The following is a 13,615-nucleotide window of genomic DNA, read 5'->3' as shown; positions in this document are numbered from 1 at the left end:
CGCCCGTTCTGTCCTGGACTCCGGCGCCGTGCGGCCCGGAGGTCGTTCTCAGTGCGCGGGCACGATCTCGGCGCGCCAGCCGTCGTAGCGGCCGCCCTCGCGCTCGACGACCTCGATCACCTGGCGGAGGAAGGCGGTCGTCGCCTCCTCGTCCACCGCGGCGTGGTGGCTCGCGACCAGCACGAGGCGCAGCCGCAGGCGCGAGATCGCGATCTCGAAGCCGGAGGCGACGAGCGCCCGGCCGGCCCGGCGCGCCCTCGAGCGGCGGGAGAAAACGGCGAAGTGGTCGACCTCGCGCAGCTCCCAGACCTGGTCGCCGTAGCGCAGGCGGACCTCGAGCTGCTGGGCCGCGCGCTCGCGCTGGGCATCGAGGACGGACAGCTGCCGGGCCGCGGGATCGGCGGTGCCGGTGGTGGTCGGGACGGACGTGGTCACGGGTGCCTGCTCGCTCATCGGCCGGTGAACTCCGCTCGCGTGCGGGATAGGAAGGCCTCCATGCCGATCCGCGCGTCGTCCGACGCGGCGAGGCGTGCCAGCTCGGCGGGCAGCGCAGCGGCGGCCTCGGCGTCGGAGGAGGCGACGGCGAGGCGGGCGCTCGCGAGCGCCGCCTGGACGGCGAGCGGGGCCTGCGCGGCGATCCGCTCGGCGAGCGCTCGGGCCGCCTCGGCGACGGTGCCGTCGGGCACCACCTCCTGGACCAGGCCGATCCGGTGCGCCTCGCGGGCGTCGAACTCGTCTCCGGTGAGGATCCAGCGCATCGCGTCGCCCCAGCCGGCCGCGCGCGGGAAGCGCAGCGTGGCGCCGCCGAAGGGGAGGATGCCGCGCGCGACCTCGATCTGGCCGAAGCGGGCCGACTCCTCGGCGAGGACGACGTCGCTCGCGAGCGCCAGCTCGATGCCGAGGGTGAGGCAGGTGCCCTGCAGGCCGATCACGACGGGCTTGGTCACCGGGCGGGTGCGGATCGCCCACGGGTCCAGGCCGCCCTCGGGCACGAAGTCCAGGCCGTCGCCGCCGAGCCGCGGGCCGATGTCGGCCAGGTCGAGGCCGGCCGTGAAGTGGGCGCCTTCAGCGAGGACGACGCCCGCGCGCAGCTCCGGATCGCGGTCCAGCTCGCCGTAGGCGGCGGCCAGCTCGCTCAGCAGCCGGAAGTCGGCCGCGTTCCGCTTCTCGGGCCGGTCGAGGACGATCTCGAGCACGTGCCCGCGCCGTTCGGTGCGCACACGTCGCCGGTCGTCGCTCATCGGTCCTCCGCTCGGGTCGCGTCCGTCCATCTTGCCCGCTGCCGCCGACACCGGGTCGCGGCGGGGCGCCGATTCGGAGTCGCCGCTCAGGCCGGCGGCGCGCGGGCCGGTGCTCGGACGCCGCGGAGTGCTCAGACGCCGCGGGTCGTCGCGCCGACCAGGCGGAGGATCGTCGGCAGGTCGTCGACCGCGGCGGTCGGCGAGGACGGCGCGAAGGAGGTGAGGCCTGCGCCCGCGAGCGGGAACCGGGCCCGCAGCGCGGCGAGGCACTCGACCAGCCGCGAGGCGGGGACGCCGAACGGCACGGGGTCGAAGAGTCCGGCGACCTCGGCCGGGTCGAGGACGTCGAGGTCGATGTGCACGTAGACCGAGCCGGCACCGGTCGCCTCGACGGCGGCGACGAGCGCCTCCGGATCGAGCGCGTCGACGCCGAGGTGGGTGGCGCCGCGCTCGAGCAGTCCCTCGAGCTCGCCCGGGTCCGAGGCGCGGACGCCGGCGAGCACGACGTGCTCGTCCGCGATGCGGTCCGCGGCCGAGGCGCTGAGCAGTCCGACGCCGCGGCCGAGGACGGCCGACAGCACCATGCCGCAGAACGCGCCGCTCGGCGAGGTCTCCGGGGTGTTCGCGTCCGGGTGCGCGTCGAACCAGACCAGCGCGACCGGCTCGGGGGAGGAGCGGACCGCGTGCCCGATCGCCGCGAACTCCACGCCGCAGTCGCCGCCGATCGTCACGATCGGCCCGGGGCGGCCGACCAGCGCCTCGTGGACCCGCTCGGCGGTCACGGCGACGGACGCGTAGCGACGGACTCCGGTGTCCTGCGCGTCGCCCGCCTCCGGCGGGACGTCGACGACGACCGTGGCGGAGGAGGGCAGATCGCCGCGGATCGCCTCGGCTCCGTCGACGAGGCGCATGGCCCGCGTCGAGGCGGACCCCTGCCACTGGGGGACGACGAGGAAGGAGGCCATGGCTCTCACTATGGCACGCGGCTCGCGGGGGTCGAGGCCTCGCCGGATCAGGCGGCCGGGAGCTCGCCGGGCGCGCCCGCGAGCGGATCCGCGGACGGCGCCTCGGGGCCGTCGAGGTCGAGCAGCGCCTCGTCCAGCGCGGAGCGGGCCCGGTCGTCGGCGGCCCTCGCCTGCTCGAGTGCGGCGGACGGGTCGGCCGCCGCGAGGTGCAGGGCGGCGTCCAGCTGGGAGCGGGTCTCCTCGGCGAGGATGCGCGGCGCGGCGGTGATCCGCTCGCCGTGCACGGCCGCCAGCAGGGCGACCGCGTCCGCCCCGAGCAGGGCGACGGTGCGGGCCCCCTCGACGAGGAGCAGCTGCCGCTCGGCCTGCGCCCGCGGCTCGCGGTAGCCCGCGACCACCGCGTCGAGGGCGGCGTCGGCCTCGAGCAGCAGGGCGAGCACGGCGGAGGGGTCGTGCCGGACGTCCGAGGCGCGCGCGTCGTCGGCGCTGAGCAGCAGGGCGGTCGCGGCGGCGCAGGCGGTCGCGACGTCGGCGGCGGAGGCGAGCTGCGCGGTGGTCCGCACACCGGTCAGGGTGGCTGCGCGGTCGAGGTCGTCGCGCACCGAGCGCTCCAGAGCGCTCAGCTGGGTCTCGGCGCGCTCCAGCAGCACCGTCTGCGCCTCGACGGCGTCGAGCAGCGCGGCCGCGGCGGCGTCGTCGCGCTCGGCGGCCGCCTCGATCGCCTCGCGGAGGGGGCGCACCTGGCGCTCGGAGGTGGTGCCCGCGAGGACGGAGACGTCGGCGCGGGAGCGGTGCAGCCGCTCCGGGAGGGACGGGGTCGGCGAGGTCACTCCGTGATCGTACGGGCCCTGTGTTACCGAGCGTGTCGTCGCGACTCGACCCGCTGCCCGCCCGTGCCCAGGATGGAGGCATGCCAGGAACGCTCGCCATCGTCGAAGTCGCCTCGACGCGCCCCGGACGCGACGAGTACCACGCCTACGTGCAGATGCTCAACGGCCGCATCCTGGGCCTCGCCCGCGAGCTCGGCTGGGAGGCGGAGCGCTTCGCGGCGGAGGACCTCGGCACCGCGCGGCTGCTCGAGCGCACGCTCGGCGCCGACGCGATCGTGCTGGCCGGCGGCGAGGACGTCGCCCCCGAGCGCTACGGCGTCGCCCGCGGCTACGCCGGCGAGGGCCCGCACGCGGAGCAGGCCGACGCCGCCCAGATCGCCCTGGTGCGCCGGGCGCTGACCCGCCGCACCCCGCTGCTCGGCATCTGCCGCGGACTCCAGATCGTCAACGTCGCCCTCGGCGGCACGCTCGTCCCCGACCTCGGCCCGGAGGCCGCGCACCTCAACGCCGACGCGCCGGTGCACGAGCGCATGCACCGCCACGACGTGGTGCTCGCCGCGGACTCGACCCTCGGCGGCCTCTTCGGCGCGGAGGCGCTCGCCGTGCAGAGCGCGCACCACCAGGCGGTCGACGCCCTCGCCCCGGGGCTGCGGGTCGTCGCCCGAGCGGAGGACGGCGTCGTCGAGGCGCTCGAGCACCGCGACGCGCCGATCGTCGGCGTGCAGTGGCACCCGGAGGATCCGGCGGCGCCCGCCGGGCAACTCGCCGTCCTGCTCGAGGGGCTCGCCCGCGCCGTCGCCCGGCAGAACCCGGCCGAGGCCGTCGCCGCCTGAGCGACACCGACCTCGACCCGGATCCGTCCGGATAGGGCCTCAACCGGCCAGCCGCGCCATCCACGCCTCGATGTCGTCGGCGGACCGGGGGATGCCGGCCGACAGGTTCTCGGCGCCGTCGGCGGTCACGAGGACGTCGTCCTCGATCCGCACGCCGATGCCGCGCAGCTCGGCGGGGACGGTGAGGTCGTCGGGCTGGAAGTAGAGGCCCGGCTCGATCGTGAAGACCATGCCGGCCTCGACGATCCCGTCCAGGTACATCTCGCGGCGGGCCTTCGCGCAGTCGTGCACGTCGAGGCCCAGGTGGTGGCTGGTGCCGTGCACCATGTAGCGGCGGTGCTGCTGGTTGTCGGCCTCGAGCGCCTCCTCGGCGCTCACCGGCAGCAGGCCCCACTCCGCGGTGCGCCGGGCGATCACGGCCATGGCGGCGGCGTGCACCTCGCGGAAGCGGATGCCGGGCCGGACGATCGCGAACGCGGCGTCGGCCGCCTCCCGCACCGTCTCGTGCACGCGGCGCTGCGCCTCGGTGTAGCGGCCGTCGACGGGGAAGGTGCGGGTGATGTCGGCGGTGTAGTAGCTCTCCTGCTCCACGCCGGCGTCGAGGAGAACCAGGTCGCCGGGGCGCACCGGCCCGTCGTTGCGGGTCCAGTGCAGGATGCAGGCGTGCGCACCGGCGGCGGCGATGGTGTCGTAGCCGACCGCATTGCCGTCGGCGCGGGCGCGGCCGTTGAAGACGCCCTCGATCAGGCGCTCGCCGCGCTCGTGCCGGACGATGCGGGGCAGGTCGGCGAGGACGTCCTCGAAGCCGCGGGCGGTGGCGTCGACGGCCGCGCGCAGCTCGGCGATCTCGTACTCGTCCTTGACCAGGCGCAGCTCGGAGAGGTCGCGCTCGAGGGCGTCGCCGTCGGACTCCGCATCGGCTGACCGCGCGTCCACGCGCGCGGTGACCACGGGGTCCGCCTCGCGGAGGACCGCGACCGGCGCCTCGCCGGCGTCCAGGACGGCGTCGAGCTCCGCGATGCCACGGGTCTCTAGTCCGAGGTCGGCCGCGACCTGCGCGAGCGAGGGGCGCGGGCCGATCCAGAACTCGCCGATCTCGGAGTTGGCGTAGAACTCGTCGGAGTCGCGGCCGGCCCGCTCGCGGAAGTAGAGCGTCGCGGTGTGGCTCTCGCCCGCGGGTTCGAGCACCAGCACGGCGCCGGGCTCCGAGTCCGAGCCCCAGCCGGTCAGCCAGGTGAAGGCGGAGTGCGCGCGGAACGGGTAGTCGGTGTCGTTGGCCCGCTGCTTCAGCCGCCCGGCCGGCACGATCAGGCGGACGCCGGTGTGCAGGGCCGAGAGGCGCTCGCGGCGGCGCGCGGCGAAGGCGGCCTGCTCGCGCGGCGCGGGGAGGGTCTCCTCGCGCTCGGCCCAGCCGGACGCGATGAAGTCGCGGAACCGGTCGGAGCCGGGGGTCGTGGAGCGGTTCGTGGTCGCGCGCGGTGCGGGGGCGGCGACGGTCTCCGGTGCGGCGGTGGTGGTCTGCTCGTCCGTGTTCGTCATGCCGCCATTCTCCTCCCTGCGCCCGACACGGCGGCCGGGGCAGGGTCAGGGGGCAGGGGTCAGGACGACTCCTTGACCATCCCGCGGACCGAGAGCTGCGCGAGCACGGGGCGGTGGTCGCTGCCGGCGTCGTCCTGGTCGTCCAGCACGTCGAAGCCGGAGACGTCCCAGCGACCGGAGAACAGCACGTGGTCGATCGGAGCGGCGAGGGCCGGCGGGAGGCTCGTCGGCCATGTGCCGACGGCCGCGGCGTTCGCGAGCCGTCCGGCGTCCGTGCAGCCGCCGAGGTCGGCGTCACCCGGGAGGGCCGACCAGTGGTCGAGCGTCGAGTTGAGATCACCCAGGACGACGAGGTCCTCCTCGGCGGTGCAGAGGTCGGCCAGCCTGGCCAGGTCGCTGCGCCACTCGGTCGCGTGGGCGGGCAGCGGGGCGGTGGTGTGCACGGCCGCGATCACCGGGCGCTCCGGGGTGTCGGGGCGGGCGACGAGGGAGGCGCTGGTCGCGGTCGGCGTGCTCGCCGCGTCGACCGAGTAGCCGCCGAGGGCGGGCGAGAGCAGCAGCGCCGTGCCGTCGCTCGGCCCGGTGCCCGGGACCAGGTGCAGGATCATCGGGCGGCCGGCGGCGGCGAGGGCGTCCCCGACCTGCTCGGCGCGCTCCTGCGACACCTCGAGCAGGGCGACCGCGTCGGCGGCGTTCGCGTCCGCGAGCGCGGCGACGGTCTCGGCGGGGACGCCGTCGTGCAGGAGGTTCCAGCTCAGGACGCGCAGGTCGCCGAGGCGGTGCGCGCGGGGCGGGGCGGAGTCGTCGCCGCGGACCGCCTGCAGGCCGCCGAGGACGAGCGCGAGGGCGACGCCGAGGGCGCCGAGGACGAGGGCGAGCCGGCGCACGGGCTCGACGAGCACCGCGACGACGACGAGGACGACGGCTCCGGCGACCCCGGCCAAGGCGGTGGCCGCGCGGAACGAGACCAGCTGCGCGAAGGGCGTCTGACCGGCGAGGCCGAAGAAGCCGGGTGCCGCGACCACCAGCAGCACGATCGCCACTGCGAGCGCCACCGCGAACTTGACCAGTCGTGTCCCCATCCCGGCCCAGGCTAGGGCATCGGTCCCGGGGAGTCCGCAGGACGCGCGTCTACGATGGCCGGATGCATGTCCCCGGAGGCGGGTACGACCTCCACACCCACTCGCTCGTCTCCGACGGCACCGAGCCGCCCGAGGTGCTCGTCCGCGCGGCCGCCTCGGCCGGTCTCGACGGCGTCGCGCTGACCGACCACGACACCACCCGCGGCTGGGCGGCGGCGATCGCCGCGGCCGAGGAGGCGGGCATCGACCTGCTGCCCGGGATGGAGCTCTCCTCGCGGGTCGGCTGGGCGAGCGTGCACGTGCTCGCGTACCTCCCCGATCCGGAGGACCCCGGCCTCGTGGCCGAGACCTCGCGGATCCGCTCGGAGCGCTCCCACCGCGCGCAGGCCATCGTCGCGGCGATAGCGGCCGACTACGACCTCACCTGGGACGACGTGCTGGCGCAGACCAGCCCCGGCACCACGATCGGGCGGCCGCACATCGCCGACGCCCTGGTCGCCCGCGGGCTCGCGACCGACCGCTCGGCGGCGTTCGCGGGGATCCTCGACTGGCGCGGGGGCTACTTCCAGCCGCACTACGCCCCGGACCCGGTCGAGGCGGTGCGGCTCGTGCGGGCCGCGGGCGGCGTGCCCGTGATCGCGCACCCCGCCACGAGCACCCGCGGCATCGCGATCGAGTCGATGCTGCCGGAGCTGGTCGACGCGGGGCTGTTCGGCCTCGAAGTCGAGCACCGGGAGAACACCGCCGCGGGCAAGCGGCGGCTGCGCGAGCTGGCCGCGCGGTACTCCCTCGTCACGACCGGGTCGAGCGACTACCACGGCACCGGCAAGCCGAACCGGCTCGGCGAGAACACGACGGAGCGCGCGACCGTCGACGCGATCCGCGGGGCGGCGCGGGCGGGCTGAGCCCTGCGGTCGGACTGGCGGGGTGGGTCTCGATACGCCGCTGCGCGGCTACTCGACCAGCATGGAGCGGCGCAAGTCAGAGGCGGTCGCGCCCGGCATGCTCCGCGGCGGTCGCTGGCAGTCGCGCCACGTCATGCTGATCGAGTAGCCCGCGGAGCGGGCGTATCGAGATCCGCCGGCGTCAGAAGCTCGCGCTGCTCAAGGCCGGGTCTCGATACGCTCCTGCGGAGCTACTCGACCAGCATGAAGCGGCTGCTACGCCGAGCCGTCCGGGCGGGGGCTGCGGCGGCGCTGGCGGGTGCGGCGGCGGGGCTCGCTGTTGCCGTCGTGGTGCTCCTTGCTCTCGCTCGAGGGGGCCTGGCCGGTCTGCACCGGCTCGCCCTCGGTCGCGGCGGGAGTGGTCTCACCGGAGTCTCCGCGGCTGCGGCGGCGCGGCTCGCGGCCGCCCTCGCGCGGCTCCCGCGGCTCGCGCTGACGGGGAGCGCGCTCGGGGCGGGCGTCCGCCTTCGCCTCGGCGGGGATCGGGGTCGGCTTCAGCCGGCCCTTCGTGCCGACGGGGATCGCCAGGTCCTCGTAGAGGTGCGGCGAGGAGGAGTAGGTCTCGACCGGGTCGGGCTGGCCGAACTCCAGCGCGCGGTTGATGAGGGCCCACTTGTGCAGGTCCTCCCAGTCGACGAAGGTGACGGCGATGCCGGTCTTCCCGGCGCGGCCGGTGCGGCCGACGCGGTGCAGGTAGGTCTGGTCGTCGTCCGGGATCGTGTGGTTGATCACGTGGGTGACGTCGTTGACGTCGATGCCGCGGGCCGCGACGTCGGTCGCGATCAGGATGTCCTTCTTGCCGGCCTTGAACGCGGCCATCGCGCGCTCGCGCTGCTCCTGGTTGAGGTCGCCGTGCACGGCGGCGGCGTTGAAGCCGCGGTCGTTGAGCTCCTCGACGATGCGGGCGGCCGCGCGCTTGGTGCGGGTGAAGATGACGGTCTTGCCGCGGCCCTCGGCCTGCAGGATGCGCGCGATGACCTCGTCCTTGTCGAGCGAGTGCGCCCGGTAGACGATGTGCTTGATGTTCGCCTGCGTGATGCCCTCGTCGGGGTCGGTCGCGCGGATGTGGATCGGCTTGTTCATGAAGCGGCGCGCGAGGGCGACGATCGCGCCGGGCATCGTCGCCGAGAAGAGCATGGTGTGGCGGGTCGCGGGGGTCTGCGCGAAGAGCTTCTCGATGTCCGAGAGGAAGCCGAGGTCGAGCATCTTGTCGGCCTCGTCGAGGACCATCGTCTGCACGCTCGCGAGCGAGAGCAGGCGCTGACCGGCGAGGTCGAGCAGGCGGCCCGGGGTGCCGACGACGATCTGCGCGCCGGCCTTGAGCTGCTCGATCTGACCCTCGTAGGCCTTGCCGCCGTAGATCGAGACGATCTTGGTGGGCCGGTTCGAGGCGGCGAGCTCGATGTCCTCGGTGACCTGCACGGCCAGCTCGCGGGTCGGCACCACGATCAGCGCCTTGACGCCGGGCTCGGGGTCGTTGCCGAGGGCCTGGATGAGGGGGAGGCCGAAGCCGAAGGTCTTGCCGGTGCCGGTCTTGGCCTGCCCGATGATGTCCTGCTTCTGCAGGGCCAGCGGGATGGTCTGCTCCTGGATGGGGAACGGCTCGAGGATGCCCTTGGCGGCGAGTGCGGCGACGATGTCGTCGTCGATGTTGAGGTCGGAGAAAGTCACGGAGTGAAGCGCCTGTCGTGTCGAACGGTCCACGCCCCTGTACGACTCGGGCGCAGGGTCACCGATCCAGCGCCGGTGACATCCCGGCGAGTCTACCGCCACGGGGGTCCTCGGGCCCGGAACCGCGGGCGGTGCGCGCTCTACACTGATCGGATGGCAGCCTGGTTCCGACGTCGACGTCCGCTCGGCGAAGCCCCCCGACTGACCCCGCGCGGAGAGTCGACGAGCAAGCGCGACCGCGTCGATCTCGCCGACCTGAGCCCCCAGCTGCTGCCCTACCTCGGTCAGGTGGCCTACCTCCAGCTCGCCGTCTTCGAGGCGCTGGCCCGCGGGGTGGCGGGCACGGACGACCTCGCCGACAAGGAGGCGATCTCCGCGGCGGCGGGCACGGCGCTCGCGAAGCACCACGCGGTCGTCGCCGAGCTGCGACGCCGCGACGTCGAGCCGAGCGAGGCGATGGCGCCGTTCCGGCCGGCCATCGACACCTTCGAGCACCTCACCCGCGGCGCCGACCTGCACGAGACGCTGCTGTCGGCGTACATCACCGCCGGGCTCCTCGACGACTTCTTCATCCGGCTCACCGGTGGGCTGCCGAACGACGTCGGCCCGCGGATGGCGCAGACGCTGGGCGCCGACACCGGCGTCGACGGACTGGTCGCGATCCTCCGCCGCGAGATCGCCGCGGACGAGCGCCTCGGCTCCCGCCTCGCGGTCTGGGGGCGCCGGCTGGTGGGCGACACGCTGCTCGTCGCGCGCTCGGCGCTGATGGGCTCCGGCAACCCCGACTCGGACGAGTCCCGGATCGAGCCGGTCTTCACCGAGTTGATCGCCTCGCACACCCGCCGGATGGACGCGCTCGGGCTGACGGCCTGAGGCCCCGGCGCCGGTGGGGGCCGGGGCTCCTACGCCTCCGGCTCGCGGAATCGCCTCCGGCTCGCGGGATTCGCCGGTTCCCGCGTGCCCGAGGGAGATCCGCGTGCCGGAGCTCGGCCTGTGCCGCGCCTCATGCTGGTCGAGTAGCCCCGGAGGGGCGTATCGAGACCCGCCGTCGCAAGCAGGGCGGGTCTGCAGAGTCGTCCTGCCGGCGGTGGTGGATCTCGATACGCCCGCTTCGCGGGCTACTCGATCAGCATGGTGTGCCCGCTTCGCGGGCTACTCGATCAGCATGGTCCGGCCGCTGCGTCAGTCGTCGATGAAGCCGGGGACGTGGGCCAGGGTGGCGACGGTGCGGGCGCGGCCCCACTCGACGTGGGCGTGGGCGACGGAGACGGCGAGCGGGGCGTCGCCGGCGGCGATCGCCTCCGCGAGGCGCACGTGCTCGTCGTGCCGGACGCCCGGCTCCGCCTGGATGTTGGCGATGTTCAGGCGGTTGCTGCGCTCGTCGAGCGGCTGCATCGTGGTGATCAGGAGCCGGTTCCCCGCGATCGCCTCGATCGCGCCGTGGATGCGGCCGCTCTCGGAGTGGAAGCGCGCGAGGTCGCCGGCGGCGAGGGCGGCGCTCGCGTCGGCGACGACGGCGGTCAGGGCCGAGGCGTCGGCGCCGCGGGCCACCGCCTCTGCGGCCTTGCGGGCCACGAGCGGCTCGAGCGCCGAGCGGATGTCGTAGAGCTCCTCGACATCGCGCCGCCGGACGATCGAGACGACGGCGGTGCTGCGCGGGCGCACCGTGACCAGGCCGGCCAGCTCGAGCCAGGGTAGCGCCTCGCGGATCGGGACGCGCGAGACGGCGAGCTCGGTGGCGAGATCGCGCTCGCGGATCGGCTCGCCCGCCGGCAGCCGGCCGTCGAGGATGCGCGTGCGCAGCTCCTCGTACACCCGCTGCGACATCGTCTGCGCGGGACTCTTCGTCGGCATCGGTGCTCCTGTCGGTCTACCCGTTCTCCGTCCTCGAAGGGTAGCGGGCGGTGCAGGAGAGACCCGTCGGCCCTTGTAACGCCGTCTTCATCTGCCCGAAACACCCTGGCGCCGGATCGGATCTACCGTGATCGACGTGCCTCGGTATACCGAGCGCCTCCCACGCCACTCCGCCGGAAGGACCCGCCCCATGAGCACCGTCACCAATCCGCCCCCCGCCACGACGATGGGCGACCGCATCGAGGCCGCCTATTCGCGCATCGGAGTCACGAGCGCGCACCTCGGCATCGTCGCGATGATCCTCTTCGGCGTCTTCTTCGACGCGATCGAGCAGAACACGGTCGGCGTCGCCGGCCCGATCCTCGCCGCCGACTGGGGACTCGCGGGCGCGCAGATCGGCCTGCTCAACACGGCGACCTTCACGGCGGTCGCGCTCGGCCGCGTCCTCGCCGGAGTGGTGATGGACCGGATCGGGCGGCGCACCCTCCTCGGCGCGAACCTGATGATCTTCGCGGTCGGCTCGCTGCTCTGCGCCTTCGCGCCCAGCTACGAGATCCTGGTCGCCGCGCGATTCCTCGTCGGCCTCGGTCTCGGCGGCGAGATCGCGACGGCCGTCATCATGCTCGCCGAGTTCTTCTCGGCCAAGCACCGTGGCACCGCCGTGGGCCTGATCAACGTCGCGGCCGCCGGTCTCGGCAACATGCTCGCCCCGCTCTTCGGCGTCATCGTCTTCTCGGTCTTCACCGGCGACGACCGCTGGCGCTGGCTCTTCGGGATCCTGGTGATCCCCGCGCTCGCGGTCGTGGTCTACCGGCGCGCGCTGCCCGAGACTCCCCGCTACCTGGCGGCCCGGGGCCGCGTCGCCGAGGCGAACACCGTGATCAATCGTCTCGCTCAGGGCCGGCTGCACCGCCCCGTGACCGACGAGGTGGACTACCTGGGCGGTGCCGCCGATCAGCCCGTCACCGCCGTCAGCACCCCGCGCTGGACCGAGCTCTTCGGCCGCCGCCACCGCCGGACCACGATCGCCCTGGGCGTCGCGGTCTGCATGTCCTACGCCGCGCAGATCTCGATGCTCACCCTCATCCCGCTGATCCTCACCTCCCGCGGCTTCGACATCACCAGTGCGCTCTGGTATACCCTCGTGATGCAGTCGGGCTCCCTGGTCGGAGCGCTGGTCGCTGCCCTCGCCGCCCGCCGGCTGCCGCGCAAGCTCACGCTCACGGTCGCGGCCCTGCTCGGGATCGGCGCCGGTCTCGGCTTCGGCTTCCTCGGCACCACCGTCGCGCTGGTGCTCGTCTTCGGCTTCCTCTTCAACTTCTCGGTGATCGTGCTCAACACCACCATCTGGCTGTTCGCTCCGGAGCAGTACCCCACGCGGATCCGCGGCCTCGGCACCTCGGTGATCCTCGCCCTCGGCTCGCTCTCCGGCGGACTGTTCCCGCTCCTCGCCGGCGCCGTGCTCGACGCCTCGGGGGTCGGCGGGATGTTCGCCCTGCTCGCCGGCCTGTTCGCGATCTGCGCGATCGCCGTGCAGTTCCCGCGCGAGACCGTCGGCCGCCCGATGGCGGAGGACTGAGCGTGCAGCGCACCGTCGTCGTCGTGAATCCGAACACCTCGGTCGCGACCACCCGGCTCCTCGTCGCGGTCGCCCGCGATGCGGTGCGCGGGGAGGACGTCCGGGTCGTGGGGGAGACGGTGGCGCAGGGGCCGTCGATCATCACGACGCCCTCCGCTCTCTCCGCCGCGGCGGCGCACGTGGTGACCGCGGCTCGACGCGCGGTGCTGCTGCACGCGCCCGACGCGATCGTGGTCGCCGCGTTCGGCGATCCGGGTGCCGCCGAGGCGGCGGAGGCCACGGGGCTGCCGGTCGTGGGCATCGGAGCCGCGGCCGTGCGCGCCGCGAGCGCGGGCGGCCGCCGGTTCGCGATCGCGACGACGACCGGCCGGCTCGAGCCGGTGCTCCGGGCGCTCGTCGCGGACGCGGGGAGCCTGGACGCCTACGCGGGCTGCTTCCTCACGGCGTCGCCGGCGGAGGAGCTCGAGGACCCGGACCGGCTGCACGGCGAACTGCACGCCGCGGTGCTGCGGGCGCAGGCGGGCGGGGCGGAGGCGGTGATCATCGGCGGCGGGCCGCTCAGTGCGGCGGCCGAGCGGCTGGCCGCGGAGTTCGCCGGGGTGCTGCCGATCGTGGAGCCGATCCGCGCGGCGGTGGCGGAGGCGCTCGCCGCGACGACCCCGGTCGGAGCGCTGCCCGCCTGAGGAGGCGGCTAGGGAACGACGAAGGCGCGGGAGTCCGGGACTCCCGCGCCTTCGCGTGGTGGTGGGCGGCGCTCAGGGAGCGACGCGGTCCGGGGCGACGCGGCCGGCGAGCATCGCCTCGAGGGCGGCGTCGTCGCGGCGGGTGCGCGCCCGGCCCAGCGCGACGTCGGCCGCGAGGACCGCGACGGCCGCGAGACCGAGCGCGAGGATCCAGATCAGTCCGCCGTCCCAGGGCAGACCGGCCCAGGTCAGTGCGACCCAGACGACGGCGGCGACGACGCCGCCGAGCGCCGGGATCAGGACCGACCCGTGCAGGTGCCGGTGCGGCAGCCCGTACCGGGCGGCGAGGCCCAGGAGGATCCCGCCGAGCGTGACGAAGAGGAGCTCCACGACG

The 13,615-nt window shown here is 74.7% G+C and carries 15 protein-coding genes; 6 read left to right on the top strand and 9 right to left on the bottom strand.

The window, feature by feature from the left end; all coding sequences use genetic code 11:
• Positions 1 to 48: 48 nt before the first annotated feature.
• The 4 genes from C1I64_RS10740 to C1I64_RS10725 all read right to left on the bottom strand — a co-directional run bounded on the left by C1I64_RS10740 (position 49) and on the right by C1I64_RS10725 (position 3,036).
• Positions 49 to 435: a ribonuclease E inhibitor RraB gene (locus tag C1I64_RS10740; RefSeq protein ID WP_164874510.1), complete on the bottom strand. Its 387-nt coding sequence runs from the start codon at positions 433 to 435 to the stop codon at positions 49 to 51.
• Between the two features lie 14 nt (positions 436 to 449).
• The gene (locus C1I64_RS10735) at positions 450 to 1,241 is read right to left on the bottom strand and encodes a crotonase/enoyl-CoA hydratase family protein (RefSeq protein ID WP_127887193.1); all 792 of its coding nucleotides are present in this window, start codon (positions 1,239 to 1,241) and stop codon (positions 450 to 452) included.
• 131 nt (positions 1,242 to 1,372) lie between these two features.
• Positions 1,373 to 2,206: an arginase family protein gene (locus C1I64_RS10730; protein WP_127887192.1), complete on the bottom strand. Its 834-nt coding sequence runs from the start codon at positions 2,204 to 2,206 to the stop codon at positions 1,373 to 1,375.
• A 47-nt stretch (positions 2,207 to 2,253) separates the two neighbouring features.
• A complete protein-coding gene (locus C1I64_RS10725) occupies positions 2,254 to 3,036 on the bottom strand; it encodes a hypothetical protein (protein WP_127887191.1) in 783 nt (260 codons plus the stop codon).
• Between the two features lie 80 nt (positions 3,037 to 3,116).
• Between C1I64_RS10725 and C1I64_RS10720 the strand changes: the two genes are divergently transcribed.
• The gene (locus C1I64_RS10720; protein ID WP_127887190.1) at positions 3,117 to 3,869 is read left to right on the top strand and encodes a gamma-glutamyl-gamma-aminobutyrate hydrolase family protein; all 753 of its coding nucleotides are present in this window, start codon (positions 3,117 to 3,119) and stop codon (positions 3,867 to 3,869) included.
• Positions 3,870 to 3,908: 39 nt separating this feature from the next.
• On the opposite strand, the gene C1I64_RS10715 is transcribed toward C1I64_RS10720, so the two are convergent.
• Positions 3,909 to 5,408 carry an aminopeptidase P family protein gene (locus tag C1I64_RS10715; RefSeq protein WP_127887189.1) on the bottom strand — a complete coding sequence of 500 codons (1,500 nt, stop codon included), beginning with the start codon at positions 5,406 to 5,408 and terminating at the stop codon, positions 3,909 to 3,911.
• A gap of 59 nt (positions 5,409 to 5,467) precedes the next feature.
• Complete coding sequence (locus tag C1I64_RS10710; RefSeq protein WP_127887188.1) at positions 5,468 to 6,490, bottom strand: endonuclease/exonuclease/phosphatase family protein; 1,023 nt, start codon at positions 6,488 to 6,490, stop codon at positions 5,468 to 5,470.
• Positions 6,491 to 6,552: 62 nt separating this feature from the next.
• On the opposite strand from C1I64_RS10710, the gene C1I64_RS10705 reads away from it, so the two are divergent.
• Positions 6,553 to 7,395 (top strand): PHP domain-containing protein, encoded by an 843-nt coding sequence (locus tag C1I64_RS10705; protein ID WP_127887187.1) that lies wholly within the window; start codon positions 6,553 to 6,555, stop codon positions 7,393 to 7,395.
• A 22-nt stretch (positions 7,396 to 7,417) separates the two neighbouring features.
• Positions 7,418 to 7,543, top strand: coding sequence for a hypothetical protein (locus C1I64_RS20750; protein ID WP_279630166.1), 126 nt, complete (start codon positions 7,418 to 7,420; stop codon positions 7,541 to 7,543).
• A 107-nt stretch (positions 7,544 to 7,650) separates the two neighbouring features.
• Here the strand turns inward: C1I64_RS20750 and C1I64_RS10700 are convergent, their stop codons facing one another.
• Positions 7,651 to 9,105 carry a DEAD/DEAH box helicase gene (locus C1I64_RS10700; protein WP_127887186.1) on the bottom strand — a complete coding sequence of 485 codons (1,455 nt, stop codon included), beginning with the start codon at positions 9,103 to 9,105 and terminating at the stop codon, positions 7,651 to 7,653.
• Between the two features lie 153 nt (positions 9,106 to 9,258).
• On the opposite strand from C1I64_RS10700, the gene C1I64_RS10695 reads away from it, so the two are divergent.
• The gene (locus tag C1I64_RS10695) at positions 9,259 to 9,978 is read left to right on the top strand and encodes a ferritin-like fold-containing protein (RefSeq protein WP_123447589.1); all 720 of its coding nucleotides are present in this window, start codon (positions 9,259 to 9,261) and stop codon (positions 9,976 to 9,978) included.
• A 309-nt stretch (positions 9,979 to 10,287) separates the two neighbouring features.
• On the opposite strand, the gene C1I64_RS10690 is transcribed toward C1I64_RS10695, so the two are convergent.
• On the bottom strand, positions 10,288 to 10,959 hold the full coding sequence (locus tag C1I64_RS10690) for a GntR family transcriptional regulator (protein WP_127887185.1): 672 nt from the start codon (positions 10,957 to 10,959) through the stop codon (positions 10,288 to 10,290).
• 190 nt (positions 10,960 to 11,149) lie between these two features.
• On the opposite strand from C1I64_RS10690, the gene C1I64_RS10685 reads away from it, so the two are divergent.
• Both C1I64_RS10685 and C1I64_RS10680 read left to right on the top strand, forming a co-directional pair.
• Entirely contained in the window at positions 11,150 to 12,538 is a 1,389-nt protein-coding gene (locus C1I64_RS10685) for an MFS transporter (protein WP_244209448.1), read from the top strand.
• A 2-nt stretch (positions 12,539 to 12,540) separates the two neighbouring features.
• Positions 12,541 to 13,221, top strand: coding sequence for an aspartate/glutamate racemase family protein (locus C1I64_RS10680; RefSeq protein WP_208645115.1), 681 nt, complete (start codon positions 12,541 to 12,543; stop codon positions 13,219 to 13,221).
• Between the two features lie 72 nt (positions 13,222 to 13,293).
• Here C1I64_RS10680 and C1I64_RS10675 read toward each other — a convergent pair whose 3' ends face one another.
• Positions 13,294 to 13,611 (bottom strand): hypothetical protein, encoded by a 318-nt coding sequence (locus C1I64_RS10675; RefSeq protein ID WP_123447587.1) that lies wholly within the window; start codon positions 13,609 to 13,611, stop codon positions 13,294 to 13,296.
• Positions 13,612 to 13,615: the final 4 nt, after the last annotated feature.

The sequence above is a fragment of the Rathayibacter festucae DSM 15932 genome (assembly GCF_004011135.1).
Lineage (GTDB): Bacteria > Actinomycetota > Actinomycetes > Actinomycetales > Microbacteriaceae > Rathayibacter > Rathayibacter festucae.
This window is presented reverse-complemented; position numbering and strand designations above follow the sequence as displayed.